Source organism: Aliagarivorans marinus DSM 23064, from assembly GCF_000429485.1.
GTDB lineage: Bacteria > Pseudomonadota > Gammaproteobacteria > Enterobacterales > Celerinatantimonadaceae > Aliagarivorans > Aliagarivorans marinus.
In genome coordinates this window covers 371,812-384,734 of sequence record NZ_AUBY01000008.1, presented here as the reverse complement: position 1 = coordinate 384,734, position 12,923 = coordinate 371,812, and the positions used below count along the sequence as shown (strand labels likewise).

The window sequence follows — 12,923 nt, the reverse complement described above, 5'->3', positions numbered from 1 at the left end:
ACAGTTCGGTCCCTATCTGCCGTGGGCGTTTGAGAATTGAGGGGAGCTGCTCCTAGTACGAGAGGACCGGAGTGGACGAACCGCTGGTGTTCGGGTTGTCATGCCAATGGCATTGCCCGGTAGCTACGTTCGGAACAGATAACCGCTGAAAGCATCTAAGCGGGAAGCTGGCCTCGAGATGAATTCTCACTAGACCTTTAAGGTCTCTGAAGGGCCGTCGAAGACTACGACGTTGATAGGCAGGGTGTGTAAGCGTTGTGAGGCGTTGAGCTAACCTGTACTAATTACCCGTGAGGCTTAACCATACAACACCTAAGGGGTGTTGTTATTCACCTAAACAAGAAATGCTTGTTTGAACTCTGATTTAAAGTTTTATCCTTATCCGAATTGCTTAAAGACACCGTTTTTTGCCTGGTGGCAATAGCGTTGTGGAACCACCTGACTCCATGCCGAACTCAGAAGTGAAACGCAACTGCGCCGATGATAGTGTGGGGCTTCCCCATGTGAAAGTAGGTCACTGCCAGGCTCTTAATAAGAAGGCCCTGCTCTAACGAGCGGGGCCTTTTTGCATTCTGCGCACACTAAACTGACCGGCTTTGGCATGGGGAAGCAGGTAGAAAATGCGCCTGTGGCGCAACAAACCCCATGTGTAAGTAGCTTTGAAGCAGCGCTTCAAAGGCCAGGCGGAGGCGATGCCTCTGGCGTTGGCTCCTTCTCTCCACGTGCAGCAGACTTACTGCATACACAACATATCAGCCCACAGGATGGGCCGTTCAGCGAGCAGCACAGCTGCCCGCGCTCCGCAGGCTCGAAGCGCTGCTTCTCGAAACCCCTGCTTTCCAGCTCCGCATACATGCTACGCGTTCAAACAGCACCAAGCGTTGCTTGGTTAACTGCGCTGTTTTCACCCCCCGCTGTGAAAGGCTTTGCGGCGACTGAATAGAGGCGAGTCTGCTTTGCGAATAGGCAGGGCTTTTTTGCATTTACGAGTAGGAAGCTGACAGTTCGCAGCTCGCAGCGCGGCTTTCAGCGAACCAGCCAGATAATGCTGAGTATCACAATGATTGCTATGAAAGCCCTAAACACTTTGCTTCTTGCTCTCTGGCTGTCTCTGTCTAGATGGTTTTTATTTAATGCAAGAACAGTAATTTTAGCTTGTTCAGACAGTGTACTTTGCCATTCGAAGGGGATCTCCATGCTTCCTAATCCGGTGGCTACATTGCCTTCATTGGTGTCGTTATGTCCGAGTTCGGCGGCGATATTGTCTAACTTTTCAGGGATAACTCTCAGTCGAACCAACTGGATTGCCAGGTAGGTCTGAACCTCGTCCTTAAAGCGTTCACACTCTTCTGGTAGGTTTAAACAACCCAGACTTTCCTTGAGCGCTACACACTTTTCCAGTTGATTGCTTATTTGGGTGACTGCGCGTTCGATCTCTAGTGGTTCTGGCGAACCGTGTTGCTTGGTCAAGATGGTATTGAGGTTTTCGATCTGACTGCTAAATGGTTTGGTGGCGTCTTTTAGTTCAGCTTGAGTATTTCTAATCCAATGGATGGTATCTTCTTCGCTCATTGGGGCGCTGCTCACTACCGGCGTTTGTTGACTGAGTTTGTCTAATCTCTCATATAGTGGCGTTTGCTGGGCGCGCATCAACTCAGCAGTCACAATATAGCGCCACTCCTGAGGTTTATCATTCATGAGAGTGTTAGCACCATCGCTACTTGGGTTAGTTATTGATTTCGTCGACGCTTGAGTGGCTTCTTCACTGAAATCTTGAGGCATATCATTCCTGAATGCTGTGTTAGTTGACCATCTCTGTAAAGATTACACTGCTTATCAGTAATTAGTGACTATTCTATTTTCATTTTGGGGAGTGTCTTCAAGGGGAGACCGGACTAGCTCAGAGGGATAGTCCGGTTTGGCACATGATTTAGTTACATTAGCGCATGTACCTCAGAGGTTAACCTCGCAGCTCTTTACGGAGGATCTTTCCAACTGCAGATTTTGGTAGCTCATCTCTAAATTCGAAGTAGCTTGGCACTTTATAGCCAGTAAGGTGCTTCTTGCAGTGCTTTTTAAGTTCATCCTCACTTACTTCTCCTTGAGTCACGACAAACAGCTTTACTCGCTCACCCGCTACTTTATCGACAACCGCTACGGCTGCAGCTTCGATGATCTTAGGGTGTAAAGTTGCTACGTCTTCGATTTCACTGGGGTAGACGTTAAATCCAGAAACTAGAATCATGTCTTTTTTGCGGTCGACTAGGTAGAAGTAGCCATGTTCGTCCATGCGGCCGATGTCGCCGCTGGAGAGCCAGCCGTCTTTGCTGAGGACCGCTTGGGTCTCTAGTTCGTTGTTCCAATAGCCGCGCATCACCTGTGGGCCTCTGATTTGGATCTCCCCAGTTTCGCCTATCGGTAGGGTTTGTCCTTCACTGTCCACTACGCGCATTTCGGTAGAGGGGAGCGGTACGCCTACATAGGGGATAAACGATGTTTGGGTATGGATACCTCCGGCAACCACCGGTGAGCATTCGGTCAGGCCGTAACCTTCGATTACCGGCATATTGGTCAGTGCTTGCCACTCATTGGCTATCTCGGTTTGGGTGGCCATTCCGCCGGCGATGGTGAATTGGCATTGGCTAAAGTCCAGTGAGCGGAAGCCTTCATGACGCAATAGTGCATTAAACAGGGTGTTTAAGCTGTACATCATGGTGAAGGGGTAGCGCTTGAGCTCTTTAACGAAGCTGTCGAAATCGCGAGGATTGGTGATTAATAGGTTAGATGCACCCATCGACATCATCATCATCAAGCTCACTGAGTTGGCAAAGATATGGTAAAGCGGCAGCGGGGTGACGGCGCGCTCTTGGGCCTTGGCGGTTCTGGGACCAAAGTGGGCAAACACCTGCAGCACGTTGGCGATGATATTGCGATGGGTGAGCATGGCGCCTTTCGCTACACCGGTGGTGCCGCCAGTGTATTGCAGATAGGCGAGGTCTTCGCTGGCAACCTCCGGGCGAGTGTAGCTGAGGCGTTTGCCCTCTGTAAGTGCACGGCGCATCGAGATGGCGCCGGGCAAGCTGTACTTGGGCACCATGCGTTTTACGTACTTCACCACAAAGTTCACTAAGGTGCGACGGTGTGGTGCCAGAGAGTCGCCGATGTGGGTGAGGATTACGTGCTTTAGTGAGGTGGTGGCGATGACCTGCTGCAGGTTATTACCAAAATTGCTGACAGCGACGATGGCTGTTGCGCCTGAATCGCGCAGTTGGTGTTGCAGCTCTCGTGGGGTATAGAGCGGATTCACATTCACCACCACTAAGCCTGCTCGTAGCGCGCCGAACAAAGCGATAGGGTACTGCAATAGGTTGGGCATCATGATAGCAATACGCTCGCCTTGCTTCATGCCTAGTTGCTGCTGTAGGTAGGCGGCAAAGGCTCGACTTTGCTGCTCGACTTCGCGGTAAGTCAGCTCATGGCCCATGTTCACAAAGGCGGTGTTATCTTCAAACTTGTCGCAACTGCTCTCGAGCAGCTCTAATAGATTGGCGTAACATGAGGCGTCGATAGTGTGGGGAACATCCTCAGGGTAGCTGGCGAACCAAGGGGCATCGGTTGATTGCATAATGGCGTTCTTATTGCTGTTCAGTAAGGGGAAACAATAATCTAACCAAGTCGCGAGAAAATATTAGTGCTAATGCTCTATTTTGTGACTGAAATGAGGCGCAACATCCCAGCAATCATGGGCAAGAGATAATCGAGAGCTTGAAAAATGAGCGCCAGTCAATAGTTGTGTGAATTATCATCTACGAACACTTGAATAACGGCAGTCAATACTGTTAACTGTGCGCTTTTCTATCTAAATATAATCATAAATAAGACTAACTACTAAGCACCTACGCTAGGGTTAACCCCGGTGTAGCAGGGAGAGCTGGACTCTTGGCAGACTACAAATCGATTATTGATCTACATCCCAACCCATGTGTTATCCACATCAACTTCAAACCACTTTATGCAAACCAGGCGTTTGCTGAGTTTAGCGGTTTAGACTCGGTCTCTGAGGTGTTGGGTTTAACCAGCCTAAAGCAGCTTTTTGTTGAGGAGCACTGGCCTGAGGCGGATCGTCGTTATCAGCAGGTGATGGACAGCGAGCACTCTAGCCAGCCTGAGGTGATTGAACACACTGATATGCAAGGGAATCCTCAACTGGCGGAGATAACCGACGCGTTGGTTTATTGGCAGGGCCAAAAGGCGATGTGCACCTATATCTCGGTGGTGACCGATCGAATCAGGCGCGAGGAGGATCTGCACCGTATGGCGCTGTGCGATGAGCTTACCGGGGTGAGAAATCGCCGTTATCTGCTCAATCAGTTTGAGAATCATCATAAGCCTTATTTGCAGGGGCGCCACTACCTAGCCCTTATCGATTTGGATTACTTCAAATCGGTAAATGATACATGGGGGCATGTGGTTGGCGATAACCTGCTAAAGCAGGTAGCTTGCGCGCTTTCTAATTTGTTTAACAATCGTCATCAGTTAGTGCGGATAGGCGGGGAGGAGTTTGCGATTATTCTGAGCGCGGATTCCGAGGTTGAGCTGAAAGAGCAACTAACGCTACTGCAAAACACCATCAGAAATGCGTGTGTGCAGCAAAAGCAAAAAGTGTGCTGTACTGGCTCGATTGGTGTGACCAACTATCTCAGTGGCGATACCTTTGACGCTATCTTTGAGCGAGCAGATAGGGCGCTCTATCAAGCGAAACATCAAGGGCGCGATCAGGTGGTGTGCAGTTGGGGCAACTGCTTTCCCGGGTCAACGATAGGTCAAGCCTGAAGCGTTGACCTTAACATCCTTAAACTCGCGGCTGATAAAGCGTTTTACAAACGATCTCGGTGTGGTGTGCTTCGGTCCTAGTACCACATCGACGATCGGCGACACGCGATCGAGTTCCTGACTGATATCCAGATCGATATAGGGCTTTAGCTCGTGCCGGGTATGGGTAAATTCAAGGTGGTTGCGGTTATCAAAGGATGCCCTGCACAACAGCCGCCATTCACGCTCATCCTGAAAGCCACAGCGCTTGAAGGTGTAGTCGTTGTCTCTTAGTTCACTGAGTAATCTAAATAGCTGCTTGCGCTGACCCTGATGGCCCTCTTGGTACTCACAAAACATCCCTTCGCTAAACTGACTGAGATAGCGCTCTGCCAGTGCCTTCAGCTTTGCCACTTGCTCTGTCTCTTGATAGGTCACCTGGGTGAGCACTACCTCCAGTGCGTTTTCCTGATCGGTATGAAGGTTCTGTTGCCAGATGCTCTCAACCAACTTGTCGAGATAGCTTCGGGAGAAGCCGATGGATACGCCATGCCCATCGTCGGCATAGCCACGCCACTGACTGAGCTGGTCGCCGTTTTCCGACAGGCAAAAGCCCAAGGTAAAAGTGGTGTTGTCATAGCGCGAACGCCGCAGTGCATCCTTTAACACCTGATTGGCATCGGGGTTGATGGCGCGCTCTTTCACTGCGCTGCGTAGCGCGGTTTCGGCGACTCGCCCCTCGGCGCTGTCGTTAGACTGGCGAAGTGACGACAGACGGATCTTCTTATGGGAGACAATCGCCCTGAATGTCTCGGTAGAGCAGTAGTGGTATAGGGTGTCCATGCCGTACACAACAGCTAGCGAGTTTCCTCGATCTTAACGGCGAAACACTGCACCAAGATTGCAGCGCGAAGTAGCTAGTTCAATACGGTGAATGCGCCCTGCAAACCGCCGATAAGCATCTGCGCGCCGATTACCGCGAGGATCAAGCCCATCAGGCGAGTGATTATCGACAACATATTCTCACCCAGCACGCGGATAATGCGCGCGCTAAGCAAGAAGCACAGCAGGGTGAACACGCATAGCACCGCAAAGGCTGCAATGGTGGTAATCACATCGTTCCAGCCGCCTGATGCTGAGTAGTTCATGGCGGTAGCAATAGTACCCGGGCCTGCTAACAGCGGCACGGCAAGCGGGGAGACCGCGATATCACCTTGCTCAGCCTGTTCGCCCTTGTGTAGTTTTGAGCCTGAGCCGTGCAGCATGTGATAGCCAATTACAAACACCAGGATCCCACCGGTAATACGCAGTGCGGGGAGGGTGATACCAAACAGATGAAAGATACTCTTACCCAACAAGGCAAACAGCGTGACAATCACAAAGGTGATCAGCAAGGAGCGAACAGCAACAGTGCGTTTTTGCGCTGGGTCGAGCTCACTGGTTACACCGGCAAAGGCGGCGGTGTTGGCGATAGGGTTCATAATCGCGAAGAAGGCCATAAACACCGATAACGCATGCTCCATCACTGTTCCCCTCCTTGGGACTGCTTATCTCGTTTGACGGGGAAAGTGTGTCGTGTTTATGAGGGGAAAGCAACTGAAGGGAGCGCAGACAGGCTGCGCTCCAACGTACTAAAGGTTGTAAGGGGTGATTAAAATGGCTCGACTTCAGCGCTCTCTTCGAAATCTACGCTGGCATTTTCACCTTCACTCAAGCTGTAAGGAACAACCTGTCCTTCAGGATCGGCGATGGTGATACCGTCGTACAACTCTGGGTCATCGTTCTCAGCGCTGCAGCTGAAGGCAAGTTGATAGTCGCCTTGAGGCAGGAAGGCGAACTGATAGCGGTAGTCGCCACTGTCTTCATCCAGTGCTACTTGCTTAGAGGCATAAGGCTCAATCGCGCCTTCTGGTGCGTTGTCCTCAATCTCAGGGTCGAACTCATCGGCAAGGATCTGCCCTTCAACCGCTGCACCTTGATAGAGGTACACCACATTGCCGCTGTCGGCGATACATTCACCGGCGCTAAACAGGTTAGGGTCGACGCTACCGGAGATAGAGCCCACGGTTGAGTTATCGACGATGGTTACGCCGTGAGGCTTAAGGTTAAACGCCATGCCATTGCTGCGCTCAACCAACGACTTACGCAGATTAAAGTCGATGGTATAGGCTTGTACGCCCTCGGTACCAACAGTAAAGCCGCCTAAGCGCAGCTTGTTGCTCGGGGTTACCAGCGGGAAGGTGCCATCACCGTTTACCACGTAGCAATCATCGCTACTGCCATTTTGGTTTTGCGGACAGCCTTCGGTATTGATGATCAGCTCTTGATAGTCGCCAACAGGCAGTTCCACATTGTTAATCACCAGTAGACTGTCGCCATTTTGGTAGTCGAGTAGGTCAATCTGCAGGGTATCCACCGGTTCGCCAGCTTCGTCTACCAGTGGGATCTCGATGTTATTGTCGCTGTCGTCATCATCTGAGGCGGAGCGCTTTAGGGTAATAGAGCGGTAGGTAACCACGACGTTATCGGCTGAATCAACCGGTGCGTCTGCAATTGAGAAGGACACTCGGGCGGTGGTTGGGGTGCTGGTTGCGTCATCACTGCCGCCACAGGCGGCGAGCAGTAGTGAGGCGGCGATGGCGCTAGTGAGTTGAGTAAGTTTCATGAGTCTATGTCTCTTTGTTGTCTACTTCTGTTTGTTATCTATTTCTTTTTGTAAAAGGTGCCGAAGTGTTCGGTTGCGCGATTATAGGTAGCGTGACCTTATTGAGCTATTTATTTTAGTCATTATTGGGCTTTACCTGATTTTACGTTCAGCTGACGTTGCTTGAAGCTGCAGTTCTTAGAATGGCCACAGATTCAACATTCGGTGAGAAAGATGCTTAATTCACGAAAGGCTTGGTTAGCCGCAGCGATGATGGTTGTTGTCGCAATCCCCGCCCCAGTTGAGGCGCACCCCAAACGTAAACCCGGCAAGAAAGTGGTGGTGGTAACCCCGAAGTACCGACCCGCGAAACCGATATACGGGCCGCATTGGCGACGTAGTTACCATCGCCATCATCTACCGTCGGTGGCGACCTTTGCGGTGATCTCCGGCGTTACCTACGCCATTGTGAACAATCACTATTATCGGGCGCAGGGGAATACCTATGTCTATGTGCAGCAGCCCCCGGTAACAGCGCCTAATACAGTGGTGGTGAACACGCCAGCGACCCCAGCTACCGGCTCAGGCCTGCCAGAGGGTACCTTGGTTGAAGTGCTGCCGGAGTCCACCGCCACGGTGTTGGTAAACGGTGTGACCTACTACGTTGATGGCGCGGTATGGTATGCGCCTATCGAGGGTTCTCACCGCTTTGTGGTGGTTGCCCCGCAGTTGTAAGCGCTCAGATCAACTGTTCCAGTTGGCTGGCTGCGGTCTCAACAAAATCGGGGCAGCGAGTAACGAACATGCGCTGCTCGATAGCCGCTGCCAAGCCCGAGTCGGTGGTGATATCGACGCCTAACAGCTCAGAGCAATCAAGGCTGCCATGGGTAGCGATAAAGCCTTGATAGAAGGCTTCTCGCATGCCCACAGCGCGCCTGTCCGCTTGGCTATCGGTGGTTTGTCTGCTGCCATACCTAAGCCCGAGTACCATTAACGCAGCGGTAACCGAGCCGCAGGTCTGAGCGCGCCCCATTCCGCCTGCAAACAAGTTTCCCAAGGCGCGCGCCTGCTGCGGCTCAATCCCTAACGCTGGTGCGTAGCTTTCCATAATGGCCTTGGAGCAGTTCATATGTTTAAGGAAGCGATCGCGTGCGAACTTGGGACAATGAGCGCTACAGCCATCGCCGCTAAAGGCAAGGGGTTGGGTGGTGAGCAGTAATCCTGCGCTGGCGGTGAACAGTTTTAGGGCGCGTCTTCGCGCTTGGTCGATGGGGTGATCTGGCTGTGACATGGTCATGCTCCGAGTGTTGGCCTAGTTAACGGAACCAAGGTCCAGTGTATACCCAAGCGCCGCTCTGAATCTGTGCATAACTTGCTGATTTACAAAGATGTTAATACGCGTTTCTCGCATCAACCGTTGATTGTGGATCCTCTGACCTAGTAAATGGCTATGTCAGCATTTTTCAATGAGGGGGCGGGCGCTTTGTGGTAGGCTTGCCGCACTTGTGAGCTGAGGGCGTTATGCGGCTAGTCTTAAACATTTTCTCTGTATTACTGGGTGTTTCTTCACTGTCTTTGCATGCCGAAGAGGGCGATGTGGGTCAGTCTCGCTTTGCGGTTGCCCCGTTTGTGATGTCGTCTTCAAGCATGGGGCTTGCCGGTGGTCTGGCGGCGTCGGCTCAGGGCTATGGGCAGCCACAGGGGCAGATCCTTGGGGTGGGGCTGGTGTCGGATAACAACTCCCACCTTACCTATTTAGGCGTCTATAACTACCGTATTCCGAATACCTCTCGCTGGTATGTTGAGAGTGAACTGCTGCACGGTCTGTACCGCGAAGACTCGGTATATGTCGAAGGGGCCGATGGCTTTGACTCGCCCAGCGGCAGCCACAACTCAGACAAGAACAACTTTGTTGAAGGTAAACATACCCAGCATGATTACCGCATCGGCTTTCGCTATGTCTTCCCTTGGGGGAGAGGGGCCGATGACTATCAGCCCGCGCCAGTGGAGATGCAAGACGGCCTGCCCGGTTATGGCAGTGGCGATGTTGCCCCACCGCCGCTAGTGAGCATGGTGATATCGCCCTTTTACAAATCTCGCGAGGTGGAGAACGCGGCCGAGCCCTACCGCGACACGCGCAGCCAAGGGCTTAAGTTGGGGCTTGACTATGATAGCCGTGACTTTCAGCCCTCTCCGAGCCGTGGTCAGCGCTTTACCTTGGATGTGACCCGCGACTTTGGCAGCTCAAATCGCAATGCCTTTACCAAAGTGGAAGGGCAGTACAGCCATTATCTGAACCTGGGGCCCGGTTTTGGCAGTAAGCAAAACGTGCTGGCGATGACCGGCTACCTGTCTGATATTCCTACTTGGGACAAAGATAACCCTGAGGCCAACGCGCCTTGGTATGAGCAAAGCTCAGTGGGAACCTGGCGACGCTTACGTGGCTACTCGGGCACTCGCTTCCATGACCGTAGTGCGGTGTTCTATGGTGCCGAGCTGCGGATGATTCCTAACTGGCAGCCGCAAAGCGGAATCCCCCTTATCAAGCTCTACAACATTCCTTGGTGGCAGTTTGCGGTATTCGGCGAAGTGGGCCGGGTGCACGATGAGCTCGACCTTGCCGAGCTGCACAGCGATATGAACTGGTCAGCCGGCTTCGGTATGCGGGTGTTTATTGAGCAGGTGGTGGCACGTATTGATATGGCCTACAGCGATGAAGGCAGTGAGCTGTGGGTGGTGGTTACCCAAGCGTTCTAATCCTAACGCTTAAGCTCACTTCTTCACAAAGCGCTTCTGGGCTTCCTCACAATGCGCTGCGAAGCTACTCCTCAAAGCTATGGGTCTGGTAGCGCCAAGCCTGCATGTTGTGGGGCCATTGTGGCCCCTGCCAACCGCCTTTCTTCAGCAAGGCAGAAATAAACGCCTCCTTCTCCGGAAGGGTGCGCCATACGCTGGGCAAAAAGGTCGAGCGATGGCGACCTTCTTTTATCAGAAGGCCATCGATGTTGGGCCTAAGTTGATTTAGCAAACTCTGCTTCGAGCTGGCTTCGACCGGATGCAGCTCGCTTAGCAGCGACACGGCAATGTTCACCTTGGGCAGTTCACTCTCGGTGAGTGGAGCAAAGCGAGGGTCTTTGAACGCCGCTGACTTGGCAAACTTCACCAGCTGTTCGGGTAGGGCTTGTTCGGGTTCGATGCAGCCAATGCAGCCACGTAGTTGGCCATCTAGGTGCAGGGTAATAAAGCAGCCGCGATGGGCGCTGCCAAGGTCGACCTCTGGCAGAGAGAGTGAAGGTTGCCAATGCTGGGCGATGGCGCTGCGCACCAAACTTAAAATTGCCAGTTCTTGGTCGAGTTCAATGAAATGTAAAGGCGCTGTATCCGACGACTCGAGATTGATCATTATTCACCTTTGCTGATGTGTCATAGGCCCGAAGTTCGGGGGTAAGTTGCAGCGGTTTGGCCCAGTCAATACAGGCGTTGATGCCTTGATAACCACAGGCCTGGTCACCGCTGAGTTCAGAACGAAGAGCGAGAATTTGCTGTATCGACTGGGAGTCTTTTTGCTCCGCCTGTTGCTGATTAAGGAAGTGGCTCATATCGCTGCTGATCACCACCAAAAAGCGTTTATCGACACTGCTTAGCAGCTCTTGCAGCGGCGCTGCGCCGTCTTGGCCGACCAGCACCGGCAGTAGCTCAAACTGGTCTAAGTGACTTTGCAGATAGGGGCAAATCACTTCCAGACAGTGTTCGGCGGCGTGGGCTCTATCGTTAATTGAAACGCTGCGGTCACTGCGCAGCTTAACCAACGGAATGCGCCCCAGTGGCGTGGTAAAAAAGTCAGCGCTGGATAGTGCCAAGCCGCGAAAGGGCGTGCGGTGGGCCGGGCCGACCAGCAAAATCTTAGAGACCTCTCTGGGGATATGGCGCAGTGCATGGGCCGCGATGCGCGCGCAGTAGATATGGCCGGCATGGGGGAGAATAACCGCCCGTAGCGAAGGTATTGGCTGCGCGCTGAGGTCGAGATCATGTTTGAGTTGTTGGAGCAGTTGTGCCTTGTCTGCTGGGTAAAACATTCCGGCTACAGCTGCGGGTCTTACTCGCATAAAGGGCTACTCCCAGTGACTTCCCTACTAAGATAATAGAGTAAAAACTGAGTACTGGTAGGCAGATGGCGATAGTCAGTGGACGCTTTTGGCAGAAGATGGATGACGGACGAGTGCGCTGTGAACTGTGCCCGCGCTTTTGCCAGTTGCGCGAGGGCAAGCGTGGTGCCTGCTTCGTCAGGCAGGCGCTAGAGGGCGAGATCAAGCTGGTGAGCTATGGGCGCAGCAGCGGGTTTTGCATCGACCCTATAGAGAAAAAACCGCTCAATCATTTCTATCCCGGCACACCGGTGCTGTCGTTTGGCACAGCCGGTTGCAACCTTAGCTGCAAGTTCTGCCAGAACTGGAGTATCAGTAAATCCCGGCAGCTGGACACCTTAGCCAGTGAGGCCAGCCCTGAGGCGATTGCCGCAACGGCCCAGCGCTATGATTGTCGCAGCGTGGCGTTTACCTATAACGATCCGGTTATCTTCTATGAGTACGCGCGTGATGTGGCACAAGCGTGTCATGAGCGGCGCATCAACACGGTAGCAGTCACTGCGGGCTATATCAGCGACCAAGCGCGCGCTGCGGTTTTCGAGGAAATCGATGCGGTAAATGTCGATCTGAAAGCCTTTAGCTCCCGCTTCTACCGCCGCCTGTGTGCCGGCGAACTTGCCCCGGTGCTCGACACCCTTAAGTACCTTTACCACGAGAGCAACTGTTGGCTGGAGATTACTACCTTGCTGATCCCCGGGGAGAACGACAGCGACCAAGAGCTGCATGCGATGTGCCAGTGGTTGGTCGCCCAGCTAGGGGCTGATGTTCCGCTGCACTTTAGCGCCTTCCACCCCGATTTTAAGATGGCGACAACGCCAGCTACTCCCGCAGCCACCTTGCTCCGCGCTCGTGATATCGCCAAAGTCGAAGGGTTACAGCATGTTTATGTAGGTAACGTTCACCACCCATCGGCCAGCTCCACCTACTGCCACCACTGCGGCGAGCTATTGATAGAGCGCGATTGGTATCAGCTTGGCAAGTGGCATGTAAACCGGGGCTGCTGTGAGCACTGCGGAACTCCACTTGCTGGGCATTTTGATCGCTCTCCCGGTAGCTGGGGGCGCAAGCGGCTGCCACTGAAGATCTAGCTTACTCATGCTAATGATTTACCGCTCAATAAGGTGCTAATGCTCACAGCTCCCGTTGAAATGCCCATGAAATCACCGTCTCCAATCTCGCCGCCACAAAAGCGTCTCTAGTATACAAAGTGCGCTCATTTGGGAGCGCTCTATTTTCTGATCAACACCTGTTACATCAACACCCCGTCGGATTCTATTTGCCTATGCGCGAATAAATAGACTTACACGGCATCTCAAGGCAAC

Annotated in this window: 12 protein-coding genes and 2 rRNA genes; 6 read left to right on the top strand and 8 right to left on the bottom strand. The window is 52.7% G+C overall.

Going from position 1 to position 12,923, the window contains the following annotated elements; all coding sequences use genetic code 11:
- Positions 1–305 (top strand): 23S ribosomal RNA (locus G461_RS0101790); the annotation flags it as partial.
- 105 nt (positions 306–410) lie between these two features.
- Positions 411–526: ribosomal RNA gene (gene rrf, locus G461_RS0101785) — 5S ribosomal RNA — on the top strand.
- 500 nt (positions 527–1,026) lie between these two features.
- On the opposite strand, the gene G461_RS0101775 is transcribed toward rrf, so the two are convergent.
- Together G461_RS0101775 and G461_RS0101770 are read right to left on the bottom strand one after the other, a co-directional pair.
- Positions 1,027–1,782 carry a hypothetical protein gene (locus G461_RS0101775; RefSeq protein ID WP_026970533.1) on the bottom strand — a complete coding sequence of 252 codons (756 nt, stop codon included), beginning with the start codon at positions 1,780–1,782 and terminating at the stop codon, positions 1,027–1,029.
- Between the two features lie 178 nt (positions 1,783–1,960).
- Complete coding sequence (locus G461_RS0101770; RefSeq protein WP_026970532.1) at positions 1,961–3,625, bottom strand: AMP-binding protein; 1,665 nt, start codon at positions 3,623–3,625, stop codon at positions 1,961–1,963.
- Positions 3,626–3,939: 314 nt separating this feature from the next.
- On the opposite strand from G461_RS0101770, the gene G461_RS22985 reads away from it, so the two are divergent.
- Positions 3,940–4,833, top strand: a complete 894-nt coding sequence (locus G461_RS22985) for a GGDEF domain-containing protein (RefSeq protein ID WP_051333288.1) — start codon at positions 3,940–3,942, stop codon at positions 4,831–4,833.
- Here G461_RS22985 and G461_RS0101760 read toward each other — a convergent pair.
- From G461_RS0101760 to G461_RS0101750, 3 genes are all read right to left on the bottom strand, one after another.
- Positions 4,813–5,655 (bottom strand): DUF2971 domain-containing protein, encoded by an 843-nt coding sequence (locus G461_RS0101760; RefSeq protein WP_026970531.1) that lies wholly within the window; start codon positions 5,653–5,655, stop codon positions 4,813–4,815. The genes G461_RS22985 and G461_RS0101760 overlap by 21 nt on opposite strands.
- A 74-nt stretch (positions 5,656–5,729) precedes the next feature.
- The gene (locus G461_RS0101755) at positions 5,730–6,335 is read right to left on the bottom strand and encodes a MarC family protein (protein ID WP_035478810.1); all 606 of its coding nucleotides are present in this window, start codon (positions 6,333–6,335) and stop codon (positions 5,730–5,732) included.
- 128 nt (positions 6,336–6,463) lie between these two features.
- Positions 6,464–7,477 (bottom strand): DUF4382 domain-containing protein, encoded by a 1,014-nt coding sequence (locus tag G461_RS0101750; RefSeq protein ID WP_026970529.1) that lies wholly within the window; start codon positions 7,475–7,477, stop codon positions 6,464–6,466.
- Between the two features lie 213 nt (positions 7,478–7,690).
- Between G461_RS0101750 and G461_RS0101745 the strand changes: the two genes are divergently transcribed.
- Positions 7,691–8,191: a hypothetical protein gene (locus tag G461_RS0101745; RefSeq protein WP_026970528.1), complete on the top strand. Its 501-nt coding sequence runs from the start codon at positions 7,691–7,693 to the stop codon at positions 8,189–8,191.
- A 4-nt stretch (positions 8,192–8,195) separates the two neighbouring features.
- On the opposite strand, the gene G461_RS22980 is transcribed toward G461_RS0101745, so the two are convergent.
- Complete coding sequence (locus G461_RS22980) at positions 8,196–8,747, bottom strand: C-GCAxxG-C-C family protein (protein ID WP_051333286.1); 552 nt, start codon at positions 8,745–8,747, stop codon at positions 8,196–8,198.
- A gap of 230 nt (positions 8,748–8,977) precedes the next feature.
- Between G461_RS22980 and G461_RS0101735 the strand changes: the two genes are divergently transcribed.
- Positions 8,978–10,213: a BamA/TamA family outer membrane protein gene (locus tag G461_RS0101735; RefSeq protein WP_157360208.1), complete on the top strand. Its 1,236-nt coding sequence runs from the start codon at positions 8,978–8,980 to the stop codon at positions 10,211–10,213.
- A 64-nt stretch (positions 10,214–10,277) separates the two neighbouring features.
- On the opposite strand, the gene amrA is transcribed toward G461_RS0101735, so the two are convergent.
- On the bottom strand, positions 10,278–10,859 hold the full coding sequence (amrA, locus tag G461_RS22975) for an AmmeMemoRadiSam system protein A (RefSeq protein ID WP_051333285.1): 582 nt from the start codon (positions 10,857–10,859) through the stop codon (positions 10,278–10,280).
- On the bottom strand, positions 10,813–11,532 hold the full coding sequence (gene amrB, locus G461_RS0101725) for an AmmeMemoRadiSam system protein B (RefSeq protein ID WP_169727219.1): 720 nt from the start codon (positions 11,530–11,532) through the stop codon (positions 10,813–10,815). The genes amrA and amrB overlap by 47 nt, the downstream gene beginning before the upstream one ends.
- Positions 11,533–11,627: 95 nt before the next feature.
- Between amrB and amrS the strand changes: the two genes are divergently transcribed.
- Positions 11,628–12,689: an AmmeMemoRadiSam system radical SAM enzyme gene (gene amrS / locus G461_RS0101720; protein ID WP_026970525.1), complete on the top strand. Its 1,062-nt coding sequence runs from the start codon at positions 11,628–11,630 to the stop codon at positions 12,687–12,689.
- The last annotated feature ends 234 nt before the right edge of the window (positions 12,690–12,923 follow it).